Below are 22,352 nucleotides of genomic sequence, written 5' to 3'. Positions count from 1 at the left end.
GTGCAGCAACGTCACCTGGGCCGGGGCGGCCCGTCCGTCGGCGCCATCGGCTACGGCGCGATGGGGCTGTCCGGCGTCTACGGCCCGAGCGCCGACGACGACGGCATCGCCACGATCCACCGCGCCCTCGACCTCGGCGTCACCCTGATCGACACCGCCGACGTCTACGGCGACGGCCACAACGAGCAGCTCGTCGGGCGCGCGCTCGCCGACCGGCGCGACCGGGCCGTGCTGGCCACCAAGTTCGGCGGCGGCCCCACCGAGCCGGGCGCGGCGCTCGGGAGGCCGGACCGGGTCCGCGGCTTCCTGGAGGCCAGCCTGGGGCGGCTCGGCGTCGACCACGTCGACCTCTACTACCTGCACCGCGTCGACCTGGACACGCCGATCGAGGACACCGTGGGCGCGATGGCCGAGCTCGTGGCGGAGGGCAAGATCCGGCGCATCGGGCTCTCCGAGGCCGGCCCGGACACGATCCGCCGCGCGCACGCCGTGCACCCGGTCTCCGCCCTGGAGACGGAGTACTCGCTGTTCAGCCGCGAGCCCGAGCGCGAGCTGCTCGCGCTCACCCGCGAGCTGGGCATCGCGTTCGTCGCCTACAGCCCGCTCGGGCGCGGAGCGCTGACCGGCGCGATCACCAGCAGCGCCGACCTACCGGCCGACGACTGGCGCCGCGGCGCCCCGCGCTTCGGCGAGGCCCACCTCGACACGAACCTGCGCATCACCCGGGCGCTCGCCCCGATCGCCCAGGACCGCGGGGTGACGCTGCCGCAGCTCGCCCTCGCCTGGCTCCTGCACCAGGGCGAGCACGTGATCCCGCTCCCGGGTACGCGCAGCACCGCGAACCTCGAGCGCAACGCCGAGGCGGTCGCGATCGAGCTGACCAGTGCCGACCTGGCCGCGATCGACGCGGCCGCCCCGCCGGGAGCGGCAGCGGGGGACCGGTACCCGTCCGAGTTCGTCGCCGCGCTGAACGCCTGAGCCCGTGCTGATCGGATTCGCCGGGCTCGGGCGGATGGGCGGGCCGATGGCCGCCCACCTCGCGCGGGCCGGACACACCGTGCTGGGCTTCGACCCGGTTGCCGCGCCGTCCGACGGCGTGCGGGCCGCCGGGTCGGCGGCGGAGCTGGCGGGCGCCGCGCTGTCCATCAGCATGCTGCCCGACGCCGCGGCGACCCGGGGCCTGCTCGTCGACGACCTGCTCCCGGCCGTCGAGCCCGGGCACGTGCACGTCGTCATGGGGACCGTGGGGCCGGACGCGGTCCGCTCGCTCGCAGCCGCTGCGGCCGGGCGGGGCGCGGTCGTCGTGGACGCCCCGGTGTCGGGCAGCGTGGCCCACGCCGGGTCCGCGCAGCTCACCACGATGGTCGGTGGCACCGCCGAGCAGTTCGCGTACGTCCGGCCGGTGCTCGCGGCGATGACCCGGCTGCAGCACCACACCGGTGCGGTCGGTTCGGGACAGGCGGCGAAGCTGGCCGTCAACGCCGTGCTCGCCGCGCTCAACCACGCGGTGGCGGAGGCGATGCTGCTGGCCGAGGCCGGCGGGCTCGACGCGGGCGTCTTCTACGACGTGCTGCGCACCAGCGCGGCGGGCGCCCCGTACGTCGAGTACAAGCGGGAGGCGTTCCTCGCGCCCGACGCGGCCGGGGTCGCCGCCCCGGTGTCGCTGATCCGCAAGGACGTGCGGCTCGCGCTCGACCTCGCCGCCGCGCACGACCTGCAGCTGCCGGTCGCCGAGTCCGTCGCCGCGGGGCTCGACGGCGCCGCCGCGGCCGGGCTCGCCGAGCAGGACATGGCACGTGTGCTCACCGCGCTGCGCGCGCAAACCGGGAGGATGGCCCCATGACGTCCGATGCCGAGCGGGTGCGCGCGCTGGAGGACCGGCGCTACGCCGCCGTCGTCTCCGGCGACTTCGACGCCTTCGCCGCGCTCGCCCACCCGGAGCTCGCCTACACGCACTCGAACGGCGAGCTCGACGACCTCGACTCCTACCTGGCCAAGTGCCGCTCCGGCCACTACGTCTACCACCGCATCGACCACCCGGTGGACCGGATCGTCGTCACCGGCGACACCGCGGTCGTCATCGGCGAGATGCACTCCGAGCTCACGGTGGGCGGGGTCGAGAAGACGCTCGCCAACCGCTCGCTCGCGGTGTGGGTGCGCGCCGACGGGGACTGGCGGTTGCTGGCCTACCAACCGACCGTCCTGCCGCCCGGCGGTGTACACCGGTCCGGTCGGTAGGTCTCGACTCGCCAGCAGAGGACGATGGGCATGAACCAGCCACGGCGAACCGTCAGCGAACCCGACAGCGGGAACGGCGGCCCCTTCGACGAACCCGGACCCGGGCCGGGCCGCGCTTCCGAGCTGTTCAGCGAGGAGCGCTCCGCCGAGGTCGTGGCGGCCAGCTTCGCCGACACGCCCGACCCGCGGCTGCGCACCATCCTGGTGTCCTTGGTCGAGCACCTCCACGGGTTCGTCAAGGACGTCCAACTGACCGAGGCCGAGTGGGCGAAGGCCATCGCGTTCCTCACCGCGACCGGGAAGATGTGCTCCGGCACCAGGCAGGAGTTCATCCTGCTCTCCGACGTCCTCGGCGCCTCGATGCTGGTCGAGACGATCAACAACCGGGCCGGCGGGACGGTGACGGAGTCGACCGTCGAGGGACCGTTCCACATGGTCGAGTCCCCGCGGCGCGAGCTCGGCGTGAACATCGCCGAGGACGGCAAGGGGGAGCCGTGCCTGGTGACGGGCACGGTCACCGGACCGGGCGGGACCCCCGTGCCGGGCGCTCTCGTCGACGTCTGGCAGGCCAACGCCGAAGGCTTCTACGACGTCCAGCAGCCCGGCGTGCAGCCCGAGCTGAACCTGCGCGGGCTGTTCACCGCGGATGACGAGGGCCGGTTCTGGTTCCGCACGATCGTGCCGCGCTTCTACCCGATCCCGGTCGACGGCCCGGTCGGCCGGCTCCTGCAGGCGACGTCGCGACACCCGTACCGCCCCGCCCACATGCACTTCGAGGTGACCGCGCCCGGGTTGCGGACGCTGACGACGCACCTGTTCGTCGAGGGAACGCCCTACATCGACTCCGACGCGGTCTTCGGCGTGAAGCAGAGCCTCGTTCGCGAGTTCCCCACGGTCGATGATCCGGAGCGGGCGGCCGAGGTGGGGTTGCCCAACCCGTTCCGGACCGTCCACTTCGACGTCGGGCTCCGGGCCGGCGACGACGGCGAGGCGTGATCCCGGGTCATGCGGTCGTTCTCCTATGACGCGCTCCCGATGCGGGTGCGGTTCGGTGCGGGGTCCGTGAGCGCGCTGGCGGGGGAGGTCGCCCGCCTGGGTCTGCGGCGGGTGCTGGTCCTGTGTTCTCCCGAGCAGACCGGGACGGGCGAGTTGATCGCCGAGACCCTCGGTGAGCTGTCGGCCGGGGTGCACGCCGAGGCCCGGATGCACGTTCCGGTCGAGGTCGCCCGCCGCGCGCGCGAGCGCGCCGTCGAGCTCGGCGCGGACGGTTGTGTCGCAGTCGGTGGCGGCTCGGCGGTCGGTCTGGGCAAGGCCATCGCGCTCGAACACGGCCTGCCCGTCGTCGCAGTGCCGACCACCTACGCGGGCTCGGAGATGACGCCGGTGTGGGGGCTGACCGAGGACGGGCGGAAGCGCACCGGCAGGGACCCGCGAGTGCTCCCGGCCGCCGTCGTCTACGACCCCGAGCTGACCGTGGGACTGCCGGTCGGGGTGACGGTGACCAGCGGGCTCAACGCGATCGCCCACGCGGTGGAAGCGCTGTACGCGCCCGATGCCTCGCCGATCATCTCGCTGATGGCGCAGGAGGGGATACGCGCGCTCACCGGCGCGCTCCCGACCCTCGTCGATCACAGCACCGACCTCGATGCGCGCACGGAGGCGCTCTACGGGGCCTGGTTGTGCGGCGCCTGCCTCGGCGCGACGACGATGTCGCTGCACCACAAGCTCTGCCACGCCCTCGGCGGCACCCTCGACCTACCGCACGCCCCCACGCACGCCGTCGTGCTCCCGCACGCGCTGGCCTACAACCAGCACGCGGCCCCGCAGGCGGCGGCCGCAATCGGCCGCGCCATCGACTCCGCCGACCCGGCCCGCGGTCTCTGGGACCTGGCCGGCCGGCTCGGAGCGCCACGCGCGTTGGTGGATCTCGGTATGGCCGAGGCCGACATCGACCGCATCGCCGAGCAGGTGGTCGCCAACCCCTACGCCAACCCGGCGCCGGTCACCGCGGACGGGGTCGCGGCACTCCTGCGCGCTGCGTGGGCCGGCGAGCCGCCCGGTGGGCTGGACGAGTAACGGGCGTGCACGCCGTGGGGCGTCGGTGCACATGGCCGGCGGCGTGTTTCGTGCCGGGAAGGTGTGCACGGCGGCCGCCGGGACCCCGGCACTAGATCGAGTTCGGCCCTTACCGCGGCTGGGTGGCGTGCTGTCACCGGGCCCGTTCCGGGTCGCGAGCATGATCCGGAGTATCGGTTCCCTACTGCTGCGGTGACAGCCGTGGGCAACCGATACTCGCGATCTTGGTGGGCATGATCCGCTGTATCGGGCGTCCAAGGTTGCCGGCAGAGCCATGGGTAACCGCCAGTTCGGATCATGGTCGTCCGACTGGCGCGGGTCCCGGCTTCTGTTGATCGGTTCCCGTCGGGTCGGCAGGGTCGGAGAACCTGCCGGTGGGCGCGCCGTTCCCGGCTCGGGCCTCTCGGCGCTCGCCCCCGTTGCCGGCATCTCGCGTGTTCGCCCGGGTTCTCGTCGGCCCATTCGGCTGTGGGGGGTGGCCGGGTTGGGTCAACTACCGAGTTCCGTGGTGCGTGGGCGGCCGTCCCCGACGCGGGGGCACGGCGGTGGGGGACGAGACCGCCGCGGTCTGGTGCCACGCAACCGGCGGTGGTCCCGACCCTCACCCCCAGCTCACGCCCGCACGGTCAGGCGAGACCAACAGGGACGAGGCGGTCCGCGTTGAGGTCCATGATGGGCAGGAATGGGACCTGAGGTGCATGGGTGCGGCTCATGTCCCGATTCCCGTGATCATGCCCGATTGGCAGGGGTTGCTCGGAGTGGGAACGGGACCACAGCCGGTTGCCTGGCACCCAGGTCGGGCGCTCTTCGGGACCGCCGTGCCCCGCGTCGGGGACGGCCGCCCGAGCAACCACAGAATTCGGTAGTTGACCCAACCCAGCCATCTCCACGAGGGGTGGGGAGGGGCGAATCGGCTCGCCACACCAGCAGCCGCGGGCGGACAGGTGAGGCAGGGAGGCCCGAGCCGGGGACGGCGCGCCCGCCGAAACCGCTGGCCACCACAACGGCACCACCAGGGCACCGGCTGCGTTCCGCGGAACGCACAAGAGCCCAGGGCACAGGCTGCGTTCCGCGGAACGCACAAAGCCCGGAGCGCTGCTGGCGGCCACGCACCTCGTGCCGGCCGACGCGACCGGCGTGCGGCCACGCGCCCCGTCGACCGGGTGCGCCGCCAGACGACACCGCGCGCGGGCCGATCACGGTGCCAGCGCCGGCCCCTATGCGCTCGCCGTGAGGGTGGGACGGGCGGACGAGTCGCCGGAGTGCCCGTCCGGCGCCGTGTCGAGCACCATCTTCAGGGCGAGACCGGCGTAGAACTCGCCGAGCTGCTCGGGCGAGTCGGGGCCGTCCAGCCGGTACCAGCGGACGAGGTCGATCCCGAGCGACAACATGCCGCGAACCACGCGGTTCACGTCCACCGGCGCGAACGTGCCGTCGGTGACGCCGCGGGCGACGGCGGCGCGGAAGACCTCGTTGGTGCGGTGCCGCAGCTCGCGGATCTCGTCGTAGTGGTCGGGGGCCAGTGCGTTGAGCTCGTACTGGCAGACGCGCGCGGCGACGTGGTGACGCGCGTGCCAGGCCGTGTACCTGGCGATGAGGACGCGCAGCCGCTCCGCCGCCCCGGCCACCGAGTCGATCTCCGGCCCCTGCACGTGGGCGAGTGCGCGCTCGTGGCCGATCCGGACGATCTCGTGGAGCACGAGCTCCTTCGATGGGAAGTGCACGTACAGCGCGGCCGGGCTCAGCCCGACCCCCGCTGCGATGTCGCGGGTGGTGGTCGCGTGGAACCCGTTGGCGGCGAAGCAGCGGACCGCCGACGTCAGCAGTCGACGGGGGACGTCCCCGAACTCGTCGCCCCACAGGTCGGGCGAGTGGTCCTGCAGCCGGGGGTCGTCCTCCAGCTCCTGGGGCGTGAAGCGGGCCTGCCGTTTCGCCATGCCGAGACGTCCCTTCCTGCCCTTCCGGGCCGATCCTAGCTCCGGGCGGGCGCCGGCTCCGGCGACGAAGGGGTGGTCGGCGGCGGTGGGCCCGGTGTGCGCCTTGACACACCTACTCTCTCAGATGACTATGCGCTTAGTCAGCAGTAGACCTCGCCGACCACACCTCGAAGCGGAGGACCGTTCGATGACGAACGCGAAGGACCTGCTGCACGAGACCGCGACCAGGAAAGCCGTGGTACGGCTGCTGCCGGTGCTCGGCATCGCGTACTTCATGTCCTACGTCGACCGCACCAACATCGCGCTCGCGAAGACGGCTCTGGAAGCCGACATCGGGCTCAGCGCGGCGGCCTACGGGCTGGGTGCAGGCCTGTTCTTCCTGAGCTACGCACTCCTCGAGGTGCCGAGCAACCTGGTCCTCTACCGGGTCGGTGCCCGGCTGTGGATCAGCCGGATCGCGGTGACGTGGGGCGCCGTCTCGGCCGCGATGATGTTCGTGCAGGACGAGTGGTCCTTCTACCTGCTGAGGCTGCTGCTCGGGGCGTCGGAGGCGGGGCTCTTCCCCGCCCTGATGTACCTGGTCACGGTGTGGTTCTCCCAGAAGCACCGCGTCACGGTCGTCGGGCTGATCTACACCGCACCCTGCATCGCGATCTTCATCGGGTCGCCCATCGGTGGGGCGCTCATGGAGCTGGACGGCCTGGGCGGCCTGCAGGGGTGGCAGTGGATGTTCCTCGTGGAGGGCCTCGCCACCGTTGTCGTCGGCGCCGTCGTGTGGTTCGCGCTGCCCAACCGGCCGGTCGACGCCAAATGGCTCACCGAGGAGGAAGCGGCGGCGCTCACGGAGCGGGCCGCAGGCGACGCGGCCTCGTCGCAGAGCGGGCACAGCCGGCTCCGCCTGGCGTTCGGCCGCCCCGCGGTTCTCCTGCTCGCCGGCATCTACGTCATCAACCAGGCGATCAGCTCGGGGGTGGGGTTCAACTTCCCGGCGCTGCTGCAGTCGCTCGGCCTGAAGAGCCCGTTCCTCATCGGCGTCGTGGCGGGCGGCGGGGGCATCGCCGGGCTCGCTGGTGTCCTGTTCTTCCCGTGGCTGGCGCGCCGCTACCACCGCGAGGTCGTGCTGATCGGGGTGTGCGCGGGCGCCGGCGTGCTGGTCATGACCGGCCTCCTGTTGTCCACCAACCCGGTGCTGAGCGTCGGCCTGGTCTTCCTGGCGAACTTCTTCGCCCTCGGCACCCTGCCGTTGTTCTGGTCGGTGGCGATGGCTCGCATGTCGGGCCTCGTCGCGGCGGCCGGGCTCGCCTTCATCAACACCGTCGGGATCACCGGCGGGTTCGTCGGCCCCTACGTCTACGGGCTCGTCGAACAGGAGACCGGCAGCCTCATCGCGCCGTACTACGTCATCGTCGCCGTCGGCTGCGTCGGTCTCGCACTGGTGCCCGCGCTCGCGGTTGCCATGCGTCGCGAGCGGAACCACGATCGCGCCGGCGCGGCATCCGTGCCCGGATCGGTCTAGGACCACGACGAAGGAGCATCAGGATGGGGCGAGGACGGTTGACGGCCGGCGAGCCGACGGTCGTGCTGGACGGGTATTCCTACCTGGAGTGCCCGCGGTGGCGTGACGGCAGGCTGTGGGTCTCGGACTTCTACACCAACCAGGTCGTGGCCACCGACTGCCGCGGCACCACCGAGGTCGTTGCCGAGGTGCCCGGCCAGCCGTCCGGGCTCGGCTTCCTGCCCGACGGGCGGGCGCTCATCGTGTCGATGCGCGATCACCGCATCCTCGTGCGCAGCGGGTCGGGCGGGCTCTCCGAGCACGCCGACCTGTCCGGCGCCGTCACCGGAGTGCTCAACGACATGATCGTGGACGAGCGGGGTCGCGCCTACGTGGGCAACTTCGGCTTCGACCTCATGGGCGGCGCCGCCCTGCGCTACACCACGCTCACCCGGGTCGACCCGGACGGCACGGTCAGCACCGTGGCCGAGGACCTCGGGTTCCCCAACGGCATGGTGATCCTCGACGGGGGAGTCCTGGTCGTCGCCGAGACCTTCGCCGGGCGGCTGACCGCCTTCGACATCGACGAGGACGGCGGGCTGCGCAACCGGCGGGTGTGGGCGCAGTTCGGGGAGGCCCCGCAGACCGAGGACGTCGGGGAGGCCGTGCAGCGGCTCCAGGTCGCTCCCGACGGAATCTGCGCGGACGCCGAGGGTGCGATCTGGGTGGCCGACGCCGTCGGTTCCCGCGTGATCCGGGTCCGCGAAGGCGGCGAGATCATCGACGAGATCGCCCCCGGGACCGGGGTCTTCGCCTGCATGCTCGGCGGCGACGACGGCCGCACCCTGTTCCTGTGCGCGGCACCCTCGTTCCCCGAGCACGAACGCAGGCCCGTCCGCGAGGCCCAGCTGCTGGCCGTCCACGTCGACGTCCCGCACGCCGGGCTGCCCTGACCCCGACCGATCCGTCCGCGAACAGGAGGCACCATGGAGGTGTCCTGCGCTTTCCCGACCGCACTCGACTCGCCGGACAACATCGTTCTGGCGGAACGCCTCGGCTACGCCCGGGCCTGGGTCTACGACACGCCTCAGCAGAGCCCCGACGTGTGGATGACCCTCGCGCTGGCGGCCGAACGGACCGAGCGGATCGGGCTCGGCCCCGGCGTCCTGGTCCCGAGCCTGCGCCACCCGATGGTGAACGCAGCCGCGACCGCCACCCTCGCCGCCCTCGCCCCCGGCCGGGTCGCCGTCTCATTCGGCACGGGCTTCACCGGGCGCCGGGCCATGGGGTACCGCGCGATCACGTGGTCGTACATGGAGTCCTACATCCGCGCGTACCGGGGGCTGCTCCGCGGCGAGGTCGTCGAGTGGGAGGGCGCGCAGATGCAGATGCTGCATCCCGACGGGCACGCCCCCGCCCGGCCCGTCGACGTCCCCGTTCTCGTCGGCGCGCTCGGACCCAAGGGCCACGAGGTCGCCCGCGAGCTAGGTGACGGGCTCTACGTGACGCTGCAGCTCCCGGAGTTCATGAGCGAGTACTCGTGGGTGCCCTACCTGGCGTGGGGCACGGTGCTCGACGAGGGGGAGGCGTCGGACTCCGACCACGCTCGCGTCGCAGGCGGCCCCGGCTGGGCCCTTGCCTACCACGGCGCCTACGAGTTCGGTGGCCCCGACGCCGTGCGCACGCTCCCGGGTGGGGAGGAGTGGATGGGCGTCGTGGAGAAGGCGCCCCTCGAGCAACGGCACCTGGCGGTCCACACCGGTCACTGCGTCCACCTCAACGAGGCCGACCGGGCGGCGTGGGACGCGGGCGGCCACGCGATGCTCCAGGACGTGACGATCAGCGGCACCCGCGATCGGGTCCGGCGCCGCCTCGACGAGCTCGCCTCCCACGGGGTCACCGAGCTCGTGTTCCAGCCCTGCGGACCTGACCCGGGTGCCGAGCTCGAGAAGTTCCTCGAGGCGGCGACGTCCTGATTGGAGGTCCGGGTCGGTCCGTAGCGGGACCGCGCACGGGGTCGAACCGTTGACGGTCGGCTTGCGAACACGCCGGTGTGAGCCTGTCGCTGATTCCCGGTCCGCCTGCGGCCTCGGGCCTGACGCCCGAGGTGGGCACAACCGCCGAGGACGTGGTGCAGCGGTCGGCCGACCGCGGCGCGTCGGCGGACGACCCGGACGGTGGGCCGGCGAGACGCGGCCCCGCCGACCGGTGGTACCGAGCGATGGGGGCGGCGTTGATCGCGTGCCTGGTCGGGTGCGCCACGGTGGCGAGCGGTTTCGACGCGGGCGAGCCCGCGCTTCGTCCGCCAGCCCCGGCCGTCGCAGCGCCGGTGCACGTGCAGGTGCTGCAGTTGAACCTCTGCGGCAGCGGGTTCGCGGGCTGCTACACCGGCCGTTCGACGGCCGAGGCGGCGGCGGTGATCCACGTCGAGCGGCCCGACGTGGTCACCCTGAACGAGGTCTGCCACGGCGACGTGCCGGTGCTGCAGCGAGCGCTCGCCGACGTGGTGCCCGGCGGCGTGGTCACTTCCGCATTCCACGCGGCGCTCGACGGGGCCACCGGGGAGGCGGTCCGCTGCCGCAACGGCCAGGAGTACGGCATCGGGATGGTCTCCCGATGGCCGACCCCGTCCGGGGCGGCCGCCGGCGGGGGGATCTACCCGATCCAGGACGAGCAGAGCTCGGAGGGGCGGGCATGGCTGTGTCTGGACGGCGTCGCCACCTCGGCCGTCGCCGTCTGCACCACGCATCTGGCCCACTCCGAGCGGGAGGTGGCGGGTGCCCAGTGCAGGTACCTGTTCGGCACGATCATCCCGCAGGTGCGGGCGCGGGACGGGGCCCCGCCGGTGGTGCTGGGAGGTGACCTGAACCTCGGCTCCGGCAGCAGCCCGGACCTCGAGTCCTGCCTGCCGGCCGGTTCCGCGGACGCCGACGACGGCGGCGTGCAGCACGTCGTGGCGACGCCCGAGCTCGTCGTCGACAGCTCCCGCACGATCGACATGCGCGGAGCCACCGACCACCCGGCCCTGCTCGTCACGCTCGCCTTCCAGGAACCTTCCGGGAAGACTGATGTGAACCGGATGCTGAGTCGCGGCGAAGACCGTGTGTGAGGAGCCTCGTGGTTGGTGCCGACGCACAAGGTGGGCGCAACCGCCGGGAGCCGCCTCCGTCGAGGTCCGCTGCCGTTGGGTCACCGCGCCCGCCCGGTGACGTGACCGACGTGGAGCTGGTCCGCGGGGTGGCCGCGGGATCGTCGTCGGCTCTCGCCGACCTGTACGACCGATGGGGGAAGCGGGCGTACTCGCTGGCTCGTCGGGTCTGCGCGGACGAGGGCCTGGCCGAGGACGTGGTGCAGGAGGCGTTCGTGGCGGTGTGGCGCGATCCCGGCCGGTTCGACGCGGAGCGGGGCAGCTTCGGCACGTGGCTGTTGACGTTGGTGCACCACAAGGCGGTGGATGCGGTACGACGGGAGAGCGCGGCTCGCCGCAGGGGGGAGCGGGTCGAGGACGACCCCGCGACCGGGCAGTCGGTCGCGCCGGGCGCCGACCAGGCCGCGATCGACGCCGTCGCGGCCGGTCAGGTCCGGGACGCGCTCGCGCAGCTGTCCGGCCCGCAGCGCCAAGCGCTGGCGTTGGCCTACTACGGTGGCTACACCCAGAGCGAGGTCGCGCTGATGACCGGCGTGGCGGTGGGGACGGTGAAGTCGCGCATGTTCACCGGTCTGCGGCGGCTGCGGGACCTGCTCGGGCCTTCGCTCGACGACCCGGCCGGCAACGCCGATGATGTGCAGGATGCTCGGGGGTCGTGGTGAGCGGCGTGGACGACACCTGCCGGCGTAGCGAGGACGCCGTGGCGTTCGCGCTGCACGCACTCGAACCCGACGAGGAAGCAGCGCTGCGCGAACACCTCGCCGGGTGCGCGTCGTGCCGGGCGACCGTCGCCGACACCGAGCTCACCGCCGCCGCGTTGGCCGCAGCGGTCGAGCAGGTCGACCCGCCGGCCAGGTTGCGCGGGAACATCCTCGCCCAGGCGGCGCGGACCCCCCAGACCGGCCGCGATCCCACACCCGATGCGACCTACTCCACCGGTTACCGCCGTCCCGCCGGGCAGGACGTCGCCGGAGCTCGCCCCCCGACCGACCCGGCCCGATCGGCAACCCGGTCGGGCGGGGGTTCTGGTCCTCGGCGGTCGCAGGCCGGTGCCGAGCCCCAGCGCGGGCGCGGGACGAGCGGCCCGGGACGACGTAGGCGCCGGCTCGTGGTGGCCGCGCTCGCGCTGGTCGCGGTGGTGGCCGTGGCGGGCGTCGGTGGGCTCGCGGCGTACACGGTGCAGCTGCAGCAACAGCGCGACGCGCAGATCGCGCAGTCGCAGGCCCTGGCCGACGTGCTCACCCAGGTCGATCGCCCCGGAACCAGCCACGCCACGCTGAGCACCAGCGACGGCCGGCCGGTCGGCGCAGTCGTCGCGGGCACGTCCGCGCGGACGGTGGTCACCGCGGGTCTGCCGGCCAACGACGCCGCCACCAGCATCTACGTGCTGTGGGGCGTGAGCACCGACGCCGCCCCGGAGCCGATCGGCACGTTCGACGTCGCCGACGGTGCACCCGGCCCCGGCGTGCACCAGCTCGGTCCGGCCGCCGGGGAACAGCCGTTCATCGGTTATGCGGTCTCGCTCGAGCCCGGCCGGGTCGCACCGGCCGCACCCACGATCGTGGTGGCCAGCGGTCAGGTGCAGAGCTGACCACCGGTCCGCCGCCGGCGACCGTCCGAGCAGATTCGGCGGAGGATCGAACCGAAAGCGCGCGTGCCGCGAACACCGTGCATGAGCGCCACCGTGACCCGGTCCGAGCCCGCCCCACCGGGAGCGGGGGTCCCACGCCTCCCGGCCGCGGTGGTCGGGGTGCTGGCGGTGGCCGCGGCGGTGGGCTTCGGGCATCTGGTGGCCGGGGTCGTCTCGCCGGCGTCGTCACCGTTCCTGGCGGTGGGGGACACGGTGATCCGGTTCTCCCCACGGACCCTCACCGAGTTCGCCAAGACCACCTTCGGGGTGGCGGACAAGCCGATCCTGCTGGCCGGGATGGCAGTGGTGATCGTGGCCGTGGCCGCGGGCGCCGGGCTCGCGTCCCGCCGCCGCAGCACCCCGGGCGTGGTCGTGGTCGCGGTCCTGGGAGTGCTCGCCCTCGCCGCGGTGGTGTCCGCCCCGGTGTTCGCCCCAGCTGATCTCGTCGCGCCGGTCGTCGCGCTGGTGGTCGGCTCGGCGGTGTTCACCGGGCTGCATGCGATCGCCGTGCGCTCCTACCGGCCGGTCGACCCCGGCGCCCGCACCGACGGTGGTGCCGGTGCGGGACCGTCACGGCGCAGCGTGCTGATCGGCTCATCGGCCGCGGTCACCGTGGCATCGCTCGGCGCCGGCGCGGGTGGGCTGCTGTTCAGTGGGGTGGGCGACTCGCGGCAGCGGGTCACCGAGCAGCTGGCCCGGCTGCGGCTGGTCGAGCGGGCGCCGGCGATCCCCGCGGGGGCGGCGTTCCCCGAGCTGGGCACCCCCACCTTCATCACCCCGAACCGGGACTTCTACCGGATCGACGTGGCGCTGCGGGTGCCCGCCCAGCGCGCGCAGGACTGGTCGATGCCGATCCACGGCATGGTCGACAACCCGTTCACGCTGACGTTCGACGACCTGCTCGCCCGGCCGCTGGTCGAGCGCACGATCACGATGACGTGCGTGTCCAACCCGGTCGGCGGGGACCTGATCTCGACGGCGAACTTCGTCGGGGTCGAGCTGAGGGACCTGCTGCTCGAAGCCGGGGTGCGGCCGGGGGCCGATCAGGTCTTCACCACGAGCATCGACGGCTGGTACACCGGGACGCCCACCGACGTGCTGCTCGAACCCGGCCGCGGTGCCCTGCTCGCGATCGGCATGAACGGCGAAGCTTTGCCGCCGGAGCACGGGTTCCCGGTGCGGATGGTCGTGCCCGGCCTCTACGGCTACGTCTCGGCCACCAAGTGGGTCGTCGACATGGAGGTCACCACCTTCGACGCCGCACCCGGCTACTGGCTCGAACGCGGCTGGGCGCAGAAGGCACCGATCAAGGTGCAGTCCCGCATCGACACCCCGCGCGGCTTCGCCACCGTCCCCGCCGGCCGCGTGACCGTGGCGGGGATCGCCTGGTCCCAGCCCACCGGCATCAGCCGGGTGGAGGTCCGGATGGACGGCGGCCCGTGGCGCGGGGCGGAGCTCTCGGCCGAGGTCGGTGGCGACACCTGGCGGATGTGGCGGACCGAGTTCGAACTGACCCCCGGCAGCCACACCGTGCAGACCCGCGCCACCGATCGCAACGGCGTCACCCAGACCGAACAGCGCGCCGACCCGATCCCCGACGGCGCCTCCGGCTGGCCCGCCACCATCTTCACGACCGCCTGATATCCGCGCGCGATCGAATTCCGATGGGTGAGTCGGAACAGCCGCCGCTCGCGTTATCGATCCGTTACCGGTATCGGTGAACCGTTCGGATCGCGGCACCGAACGCTCTACGAGCCCGGCCCATCCGGGGATGCTTTTCCGAAGGAGATTTCTGTGCGCATCAACCGAGTCGGCGCTCTCGGCGCCCTGGCCGCACTGACCCTCACCCTGGCTGCTTGCGGCGGCGGTGCGGAGGGAACGGCATCCGGTGCACCGGCCGCGCCGATGACCCCGGCGCCGGCCGCAGCCGCCGCGGACGGCGTGACCACCAACGAGGACGTGTTCGGCCCCGCCTGCTCCCAGCTCCCACAGGGGGAGGCGCCCGGGTCGCTGAACAACATGGGCCCGCAGCCGGTGGCCAGCGCCGCCAGCACGAACCCGCTGCTCACCACGCTCGTCACCGCGGTCGGGAAGGTCGACGGGCTCGCCGACACCCTCAACTCGCAGGAGGCGATCACCGTCTTCGCCCCCTACAACGGCGCGTTCGACGAGGTCAAGAAGGCGCTGGGCAACAGGGCGTTCAACGAACTGCTGGGTGACCAGCAGCAGCTCGGCGGGTTGCTGTCCTACCACGTCGTGCCCAAGCGCTACGACGCCGAAGGCCTCGCCGAGGCCAAGACGGTGACCGAGCTGGCAGGCGGGCAGGTCACCATCGGTGGCACCGCCGCGGCCCCCACCATCACCGACGGTCAGGGCAATACCGCCAACGTCCTGTGCGGCAACATCCCGACCGACAACGCCACCGTGTTCGTCATCGACAAGGTCCTCATGCCCGCAGGCTGACCGCCTTGTGAGCGGGATCGGTGAATCCCGCACGAAACCCGCGCAGGGGCGGTCGATTTCAACGGGCCGCCCCTGCCGGCTCCAGTTCTCCCGAATCGCATCGTGATCGGCGATGAACACCGGAAGATTTGATACCAGATCGAAGAGAGGCACACTCATGTCGCAAACTCCCGGCTCGCGCGTCCGCGCCAGCCGTCACCCGGTCCAGCTCGCCGCGGCCATCGTGGGCGGGGTGTTCCTGCTGGTCGGCATCCTCGGGTTCGTCCCCGGCGTGACGGCCGGCTACGACCAGCTGTCGTTCGCCGGCCACGGATCCGGCGCGCTGCTGCTGGGCCTGTTCGCGGTGTCGATCCTGCACAACATCGTGCACGCAGGCTTCGGCGTCGCCGGGCTCGTGCTCGCCCGCACCTTCGGCGGTGCCCGCAACTTCCTGATCTACGGCGGCGTCGTCTACGCCGTCCTGTGGGTCTACGGACTGGTGATCGACCACGACAGCGCCGCCAACTTCGTCCCGGTCAACACCGCCGACAACTGGCTGCACCTGGCCCTGGCCATCGGCATGATCGCCCTCGGGGTGCTCCTCGGCCGAGGCCGCGCCGCCGACACCGTCTGAACGCCGCCCCGGGGTACAACTGGTCCAGAATGCCCAGAGGTTGCCGATCGGCGGAGGAGCCTCGCCATGGTCGAAGTCCTGCTGTTCCACCACGTCCAGGGACTCACGCCCGGTGTCGTCGAGCTCGCCGACCGTCTCCGCGCCGCCGGTCACACCGTCCACACCCCCGATCTCTACGGCGGCCGCACCTTCCCCTCGATCGAGGAGGGCGCGGCGTTCAGCCAGGGCGAGGTGGCGCCGGACTTCGCCGCGCTGGCCAACGCCGCAGCCGCCGACCTCCCGTCCACGCTCGTCTACGCCGGAATCTCCTGGGGGGTCGTGCAGGCCCAGCGGCTGGCCCAGACGCGGACGGGGGCGGCCGGCGCGATCCTGATGGAGTCCTGCCTGCCGATCACCGGCGAGTGGGCGGTCGGTCCCTGGCCCGAGGGCGTCCCCGTGCAGATCCACGGGATGGACGCCGACGAGTACTTCGCAGGCGAGGGCGACATCGACGCAGCCCGAGAGATCGTGGACGAGGTCGGCGCGGCTGCCGAGTTGTACCTCTACCGCGGCGACGAGCACCTGTTCGAGGACAGCTCACTCGCGTCGTACGACGCCGCAGCGACCACCTTGCTGACCGAGCGGATCGTGGAGTTCCTCGGGCGGATCTGACGGAGCCGACGTATGGATCTCTGAAAGTCGGCGCGGGCATCCATCCCGTCCGGACGCCTCTCAGGCGTTGGACAGGTCGGCGACCGGCTTTCCGTTGACGGCGTTCGACAGTTGCGGCACCAGCTGGTCCAGTGCGTACAACAGGGCCTTCGGGCCGCTGTAGGACAGCGCGCCGCTCAGGTTGGAATCGAACGTTGTGTAAAGGGCGCGGTCGCTCTGCACGACGTTCAGCCGGGCGAACACCGGGGACGCCGTCATCTGCTCCTTGGTGGCCCCGTTCACGAACAACAGATCGCGGTCCATCAGCGCCAGCCGCTCTTCGCTGAGGTCGCCCGTGTGCTCCTGCGCATCGAATCCGAGTGCGTCGAACAGCGCGCGCCGCGGATCGCCCTTGCCGATGAGGTAGTGACCACCGTTCTCCGGGCCGAAGTCCTCGACGAGGACCTTGCCGGCGAAGGCCGGGTTCGCTGCCTTGGCCGCGTCGATCTTGGCGTTCACCTCGTCGAGAAGGGCCTGCGCCTCGGCCTCCTTGCCCAGGGCCTTACCGGTGAGCAGCAGCTGGACGTGCCACGGGGTCTCCTCGTCCGGGTACTCGGCGGACTGGATCACCGTCGGCGCGATCTGCGAGAGCCGGTCGTAGGTGGGCTGGTCGACCGTTTCGTAGACGGCGAAGATGGCGTCGGGTTTCGCCGCGGCGACGGCCTCGTAGTCGATCCCGTCTCCGCCCATGGTGGCGACCCCCTTTCCGCCGGTGGCCTCCTGAACCCATGGGTAGTTGTTGTAACTGTCGAACCAGGCTCGCGTCACGATCGGGACGACGCCGAGCGAGAGCACGAAATCCTGGTCGTTCCAGCCGACGGTGACGACCCGAGCGGGATCCTTCGGTACCTTCGTCTCGCCGAACTTGTGCGAGATGGTGACCGTTTCCTGCAAGGGTGCAGTGGTCGTGGCCGAACTGCAGCCGGTCACCGTGACGATGGCGACGAGCAGTGCGACGAGTGCGGTGCCCAACCGGACCCGGCTGCCCGGGAACTTCCTGTTGTCTCTGCCGGAGAGGCCCGGGTGACTCGGTCGCATCAACGCTCCTTCGGAAAAGTTAGCTGAGGCTAGCATTACCTCGCAGGACGAGGTAGGCAGTGTGTAGCGGTCCGAGGCTCCGGGCCAATGGCGGCCGCAGTGATGTGGAGCACTGCTGTTGACGGGCCGCGTTCTTAGGCTAGGCTATCCTAAGATCAACTCGGCGAAAGGTGATCATGTCGCTCGTCATGTCCGAGGGGACGCTGCCTCCGGGGATCGCAGGGTCAGAGGGCGAGGGCGACGAGCCCTTGGATGTCGTCGGGGTGGGTTTCGGGCCGTCCAACCTCGGCCTCGCCATCGCGATCGAGGAGCACAACGCGGCGAGCCCGCGGCCCGTCCGAGCCGAGTTCGTCGAAGCCAAGGAACGGTTCGGGTGGCACACCGGGATGCTGCTTCCCGGCACCACGATGCAGATCTCCTTCCTGAAGGACCTGGCGACCCAGCGCAACGCGCGCAGCCGCTACAGCTTCGTCAACTACCTCGCCGAGCGGAACCGGCTCACCGAGTTCATCAACCACCAGACCTTCTTCCCGACCCGGCTCGAGTTCCACGACTACCTGTTCTGGGCGGCTGAGTCGGTGTCGGCCCTCGTGCGGTACGGCACCAAGGCGGTCGCGGTGCGGGACACCGGCCGGTGGCTCGAGGTGGAGACGGCCGGACCGGATGGCCCGGCCGTGCTGCGCACCCGGAACGTCGTGCTCGCCGGAGGCCTGACACCGCGGCTGCCGAGCGGGGTCGAGCCCTCGGTGCGCCAGTTCCACAACCACCGGTTGCTCGACCACCTCGACGAGCTCCCCGAGCTGCGACACCAGCGGTTCGTGGTGCTCGGTGCGGGTCAGAGCGCGGCAGAGGTCACGGAGTACCTGCACGACCGCTTCGGCGCTGCGGAGGTGCACGGGGTCTTCGCCCGCTACGGCTACAGCCCGGCCGACGACAGCCCGTTCGCCAACCGGGTCTTCGACCCCGCGGCCGTCGACGACTTCTTCGCAGCCGATCCCGCCGTGCGCAGGCAGCTGCTCGACTACCACCGGTCCACGAACTACTCGTGCGTCGACCTGCCGCTGATCCAGAGCCTGTACCAGCGCGAGTACGCCGAGCTGGTCTCCGGTGAGCGGCGGCTCTTCCTGCACGGCGCATCGAGCGTCAGCGCCGTGAAGGAGGAGCCGGACGGCGTGCGCGTGGAGATCGTCCACAACCCGACCCGGACGGTGACGGCGCTCGACTGCGACGCCGTCGTGTACGCCACGGGATTCGACCCGATGCCGCTCCGGGGCCTCCTCGCGGACGTCTGCGACCCGGACCAGCTGGACGACGAGCCGCACGTCACGCGCGACTACCGCCTGCAGGCCTCGGAACGGCTCTCGGGCGGCATCTACCTCCAGGGCGGCACGGAACACACCCACGGCCTGAGCTCCTCGTTGCTGTCGAACATCGCCGTGCGTTCCGCCGAGATCCTGGAGTCGATCACCGACTCGCTGCTGCCGGCCCGGGACTCCGCGTAGCCACCGATGCAGATCACTGGTTCACGAGTCCTGATCGGCGGGATCGTCCGCAACCGACGGTGGCTCACGCTCGGGTCGGCGATGTACGGGGCGCATCAGATCTGCGAGGCCCTGGTCCCGGTGGTCATCGGCGTGATCATCGACCGAGCGGTGGCGACGGGTGACGTCGCAGCGCTCGTCCTGTGGATCGCGGTGCTGGCCGTCCTGTTCGTGGTGCTGTCGCTGATGTGGCGGTTCGGCGCTCGGCTGCTCACCTACGCGGAGGCGGGCGAAGGCTGCACGCTGCGCGTGGAGGTCGCCGGGAAGATCCTGCAGCCGCGCGGCATACGCACCGATCTGCGGTCCGGCGAACTGCTCACGATCTCCAGCAGCGACGCCGACAACGCCTCCTACCTACTGGACTACATCCCCCGGATCGTCGCCTCCCTGACGGCCACGACCGTGTGCGCCGTCGCCCTGCTGACGATCAACGTTCCGCTCGGGCTCGGCGTGGTGCTGGGAACGCCGCTGGTGCTGCTGTTCCTGCACTTCAGCGCTCCGCTCATCACGCGCCGGATCCAGCACCAGCAGGAGACGGCCGGGCGGGCCGCCTCCGTGGCCACCGACCTGGTCTCGGGCCTGCGACCGCTGCGCGGTATCGGGGCGGAGACGGCAGCCGCCCGGCGCTACCGGGACGTGAGCAGGCGCTCGCTGCGGGCGACGCTCCGTGCGGCCCGCACCCAACGCGGCTTCGAGGGGGCCTCCGCGACGATCAGCAACCTGCTGGCCGCTGGGATCGCCATCGCCGCGGGCTGGTTGGCGCTGGACGGCGCGATCAGCGTCGGGCAGTTCGTCACGGTGATCGGGCTCGCCCAGTTCCTCATCGAGCCGCTCGCCCAGCTCACCGTCGTGCCCAGCTGGGTCGCCGAGGCCAGGGCATCGGCCAACCGCGTCGCGATGGTGCTGTCGGCCCCGGCGCTCGTGCCGGAGGGGCAGCGCTCGCTCGACGCCCCGCCCCACGGCCTCGACATCGTGGACCTGCGCTACGGGAGCATCGACGGGCTCGACCTCTCGGTGGCGCCCGGGGAGCTCGTCGGTGTCGTCGCGCCGCAGGCCGCCGATGCGGAGGCGCTGGTCACGGTGCTGTCCGGGCAGCTGCCGCCGGACGACTACCGCGGCACCATCGCGGTCGGCGGCACCGACCTGGCGTCCGTCGAGCACGGCGAGGCGCGCGCGGCACTGCTCGTCGAGCCGCACAACACCGACATCTTCACCGGCACCGTGCTCTCGAACATCACAGCGGCGTCGAACATCCTCGTGGACGACCCGCCGGCCGATCGCGCCTTCCTCGACGACGTTCTGCGGGCGTCGGCCGCTGCCGACGTCGTGGACACCCACGCCGGCGGGCTCGACACCGCGGTGTCGGAACGGGGTGCCAGCCTGTCCGGTGGCCAGCGGCAGCGGGTGGCCCTGGCGAGGGCGTTGCACGCCCGGCCGCCGGTACTGGTGCTGCACGACCCGACCACCGCTGTCGACTCGGTCACCGAGCACGCCATCGCGCGCGGGCTGTCCGCGCTGCGGCACGGATCACAGCGGCACGGCCCGGAGCACACCTTCACCACGGTGCTGGTGACGTGCAGCCCGATCCTGCTCGCCACCGCCGACCGGGTCGTCGTGGTCGACGGCGGCGTGGTTCGCGCCACCGGCACCCACGACGAGCTGGTGGAGCGCGACGGCGAGTACCGGAAGGCGGTGCTGCGCTGATGGACCTGCTACCCATCGCCGGGGCGCGCGAGTCCTGGTCGTGGCTCTTCGCCGAGCTGCGCAACCACCTCTCGCTCGCGGCGGGCACCCTCGGCGTCGGGGTCGTCGCGGCGGCCGCCGCCGTGCTGCCGGCGTACGTCTTCGGCGAGCTGGTCGACCGGGTCCGTGGTCAGGAGCCGTCGTCGTCGATCGTCACCATCTCGGTCGTCCTGCTCGTCGCCGCGGTCGTCGGCGGCATCTCCTCGGGGGCGGCGACGTACCTCACCAGCAGCCTCGGTGAGCGGGTGCTGGCCACGCTGCGCGAGCGCGTCGTGCAGCGGGCGTTGACGCTGCCGACCGCGATGATCGAGAAGGCCGGCAAGGGCGATCTGCTGTCGCGCATCGGCGACGACGTCAACACGATCGGCCGCGCCGTCACCGACGTGCTGCCGAAGGTCATCTCCTCGCTGCTGGTGGCGGTGCTCGGCATCGTCGCGATGACGGGACTGGACTGGCGGCTCGGGCTGGCCGGGCTGGCCGCGGTCCCGCTGTACGTCCTCGGCCTGCGCTGGTACCTGCCGCGGTCGGCCCCCATGTACGCCGACCAGCGCAAGGCGGTCGCGGCGCGGTCCCAGGCGTTGATGGAGAGCATGCTCGGGGCCAGGACCGTGCACGCCTACGGCCTGGAGCGGCGGCACCTCACCGAGATCGACGCCGCCGCGGTCCGCGCGCGGGACCTGTCGATCTCGATCGTCACGCTGTTCACCCGCTTCGTGGGGCGCACCAACCGGGCCGAGTTCGTGGGCCTCGCGGTGATCCTGGTCGTCGGGTTCGTGCTGGTCCGCGGGGGAATGGTCACGGTCGGTGCGGCCACAGCCGCCGCGTTGCTCTTCCACCGGCTCTTCGACCCGGTCGGCACGGTGCTGCACAGCTTCGACGAGGTGCAGTCGGCGGGCGCGGGCCTGGCTCGGCTGGTCGGGGTACTGGGCATCCGGGAGGAGGCCCCGTCCGCGCTGAAGGTGGCCCGCGTGCCGGCGGACTCCTCGCTCGAGCTGACGGACGTCGAGTTCGGCTACGAACCCGGCGTCCCGGTGCTCCACGGCGTCAGCCTGCGGGTCGAGGCGGGGGAACGGGTCGCCCTCGTCGGTTCCACCGGGGCGGGGAAGACCACCCTCGCGGCCATCGCCGCCGGGCTGCTCGTCCCGTCCGCGGGCTCGGTCCGGCTGGGCGGGGTACCGCTGCGCGAGCTCACCGCCGAGCAGGTGCGCAGGCAGGTGGCGATCGTCAGCCAGGAGGTGCACGTCTTCGCCGGGCCGTTGGTGGAGGACCTCCGGCTGGCCCGCCCGGACGCAACGGTCGACGACGTGCGCGCCGCGCTGGGGCGCGTCGACGCGCTCGACTGGGTGGACGCGTTGCCCGAGGGCGTCGAGACGCCGGTGGGGGAGGGGGGTCGCGCCCTCACGGCGGCCCAGGCGCAACAGCTCGCGCTGGCCAGGCTGGTGCTGCGCGATCCGGCGGTGGCGATCCTCGACGAGGCAACCGCCGAGGCGGGGAGCCTCGGGGCGCGCGGGCTGGAGCAGGCCGCCGCGGCCGCGACGACCGGCCGCACGACCTTGATCGTCGCCCACCGGCTCACCCAGGCCGCGGCGGCCGACCGGGTGATCGTGCTCGAACACGGACGCATCGTCGAGGCCGGCGCCCATTCCGACCTGCTCGCGACCGGTGGGCGGTACGCCCAGCTCTGGGGCGCGTGGCGGTCACGGGCCACGGCCGATCACTAGCTCGCCGAAGACATCTGGC

Annotated in this window: 20 protein-coding genes; 18 read left to right on the top strand and 2 right to left on the bottom strand. The window is 72.1% G+C overall.

Translation table 11 applies throughout. The annotated features are described in order from the left end of the window. From FB388_RS19055 to FB388_RS19035, 5 genes are read left to right on the top strand one after another with little or no spacing between them, the layout of a single operon-like run. On the top strand, nucleotides 1–978 hold the full coding sequence (locus FB388_RS19055) for an aldo/keto reductase (protein WP_142103558.1): 978 nt from the start codon (nucleotides 1–3) through the stop codon (nucleotides 976–978). A 4-nt stretch (nucleotides 979–982) separates the two neighbouring features. Then, a complete protein-coding gene (locus tag FB388_RS19050; RefSeq protein ID WP_142103557.1) occupies nucleotides 983–1,843 on the top strand; it encodes an NAD(P)-dependent oxidoreductase in 861 nt (286 codons plus the stop codon). Beyond that, entirely contained in the window at nucleotides 1,840–2,238 is a 399-nt protein-coding gene (locus FB388_RS19045) for a nuclear transport factor 2 family protein (protein ID WP_142103556.1), read from the top strand. Before FB388_RS19050 ends, FB388_RS19045 begins: the two co-directional genes overlap by 4 nt. Before the next feature lie 30 nt (nucleotides 2,239–2,268). Continuing rightward, entirely contained in the window at nucleotides 2,269–3,234 is a 966-nt protein-coding gene (locus FB388_RS19040; protein WP_142103555.1) for a dioxygenase family protein, read from the top strand. 9 nt (nucleotides 3,235–3,243) lie between these two features. Further along, nucleotides 3,244–4,314, top strand: coding sequence for a maleylacetate reductase (locus FB388_RS19035; protein WP_142103554.1), 1,071 nt, complete (start codon nucleotides 3,244–3,246; stop codon nucleotides 4,312–4,314). Nucleotides 4,315–5,531: 1,217 nt separating this feature from the next. Here the strand turns inward: FB388_RS19035 and FB388_RS19030 are convergent. Next, complete coding sequence (locus tag FB388_RS19030; protein ID WP_142103553.1) at nucleotides 5,532–6,251, bottom strand: TetR/AcrR family transcriptional regulator; 720 nt, start codon at nucleotides 6,249–6,251, stop codon at nucleotides 5,532–5,534. A 187-nt stretch (nucleotides 6,252–6,438) separates the two neighbouring features. Here FB388_RS19030 and FB388_RS19025 point away from each other — a divergent pair, with 187 nt between their 5' ends. From FB388_RS19025 to FB388_RS18980, 10 genes are all read left to right on the top strand, one after another. Beyond that, a complete protein-coding gene (locus tag FB388_RS19025; RefSeq protein WP_142103552.1) occupies nucleotides 6,439–7,767 on the top strand; it encodes an MFS transporter in 1,329 nt (442 codons plus the stop codon). Nucleotides 7,768–7,790: 23 nt separating this feature from the next. Continuing rightward, a complete protein-coding gene (locus FB388_RS19020) occupies nucleotides 7,791–8,699 on the top strand; it encodes an SMP-30/gluconolactonase/LRE family protein (protein ID WP_142103551.1) in 909 nt (302 codons plus the stop codon). A 33-nt stretch (nucleotides 8,700–8,732) separates the two neighbouring features. Continuing rightward, nucleotides 8,733–9,722, top strand: coding sequence for an LLM class flavin-dependent oxidoreductase (locus FB388_RS19015; RefSeq protein ID WP_142103550.1), 990 nt, complete (start codon nucleotides 8,733–8,735; stop codon nucleotides 9,720–9,722). Nucleotides 9,723–9,799: 77 nt separating this feature from the next. Then, nucleotides 9,800–10,855, top strand: a complete 1,056-nt coding sequence (locus tag FB388_RS19010) for an endonuclease/exonuclease/phosphatase family protein (protein WP_142103549.1) — start codon at nucleotides 9,800–9,802, stop codon at nucleotides 10,853–10,855. A 101-nt stretch (nucleotides 10,856–10,956) separates the two neighbouring features. Beyond that, nucleotides 10,957–11,556 (top strand): sigma-70 family RNA polymerase sigma factor, encoded by a 600-nt coding sequence (locus FB388_RS19005; protein WP_142103548.1) that lies wholly within the window; start codon nucleotides 10,957–10,959, stop codon nucleotides 11,554–11,556. Between the two features lie 5 nt (nucleotides 11,557–11,561). Next, entirely contained in the window at nucleotides 11,562–12,485 is a 924-nt protein-coding gene (locus FB388_RS19000) for a zf-HC2 domain-containing protein (RefSeq protein ID WP_170225915.1), read from the top strand. Nucleotides 12,486–12,578: 93 nt separating this feature from the next. Beyond that, the gene (locus FB388_RS18995; protein WP_246122181.1) at nucleotides 12,579–14,165 is read left to right on the top strand and encodes a molybdopterin-dependent oxidoreductase; all 1,587 of its coding nucleotides are present in this window, start codon (nucleotides 12,579–12,581) and stop codon (nucleotides 14,163–14,165) included. Nucleotides 14,166–14,318: 153 nt separating this feature from the next. Continuing rightward, nucleotides 14,319–14,987, top strand: a complete 669-nt coding sequence (locus FB388_RS18990; protein WP_425468567.1) for a fasciclin domain-containing protein — start codon at nucleotides 14,319–14,321, stop codon at nucleotides 14,985–14,987. A gap of 157 nt (nucleotides 14,988–15,144) precedes the next feature. Beyond that, a complete protein-coding gene (locus FB388_RS18985) occupies nucleotides 15,145–15,600 on the top strand; it encodes a DUF4383 domain-containing protein (RefSeq protein WP_142103545.1) in 456 nt (151 codons plus the stop codon). Nucleotides 15,601–15,666: 66 nt separating this feature from the next. After that, entirely contained in the window at nucleotides 15,667–16,251 is a 585-nt protein-coding gene (locus FB388_RS18980) for a dienelactone hydrolase family protein (RefSeq protein ID WP_142103544.1), read from the top strand. A 60-nt stretch (nucleotides 16,252–16,311) separates the two neighbouring features. On the opposite strand, the gene FB388_RS18975 is transcribed toward FB388_RS18980, so the two are convergent. Further along, the gene (locus FB388_RS18975; protein ID WP_246122179.1) at nucleotides 16,312–17,262 is read right to left on the bottom strand and encodes an ABC transporter substrate-binding protein; all 951 of its coding nucleotides are present in this window, start codon (nucleotides 17,260–17,262) and stop codon (nucleotides 16,312–16,314) included. Between the two features lie 254 nt (nucleotides 17,263–17,516). On the opposite strand from FB388_RS18975, the gene FB388_RS18970 reads away from it, so the two are divergent. The 3 genes from FB388_RS18970 to FB388_RS18960 are packed head-to-tail and all read left to right on the top strand — an operon-like array spanning nucleotide 17,517 to nucleotide 22,333. After that, a complete protein-coding gene (locus FB388_RS18970) occupies nucleotides 17,517–18,830 on the top strand; it encodes a lysine N(6)-hydroxylase/L-ornithine N(5)-oxygenase family protein (RefSeq protein WP_246122177.1) in 1,314 nt (437 codons plus the stop codon). A gap of 6 nt (nucleotides 18,831–18,836) precedes the next feature. Continuing rightward, nucleotides 18,837–20,573 carry an ABC transporter ATP-binding protein gene (locus tag FB388_RS18965; protein WP_142103541.1) on the top strand — a complete coding sequence of 579 codons (1,737 nt, stop codon included), beginning with the start codon at nucleotides 18,837–18,839 and terminating at the stop codon, nucleotides 20,571–20,573. Next, on the top strand, nucleotides 20,573–22,333 hold the full coding sequence (locus tag FB388_RS18960) for an ABC transporter ATP-binding protein (RefSeq protein ID WP_142103540.1): 1,761 nt from the start codon (nucleotides 20,573–20,575) through the stop codon (nucleotides 22,331–22,333). Before FB388_RS18965 ends, FB388_RS18960 begins: the two co-directional genes overlap by 1 nt. Nucleotides 22,334–22,352: the final 19 nt, after the last annotated feature.

The organism is Pseudonocardia cypriaca (assembly GCF_006717045.1).
Lineage (GTDB): Bacteria > Actinomycetota > Actinomycetes > Mycobacteriales > Pseudonocardiaceae > Pseudonocardia > Pseudonocardia cypriaca.
The sequence above is the reverse complement of the archived record's forward strand: the minus strand, read 5'-3'. Positions and strand labels throughout refer to the sequence as shown.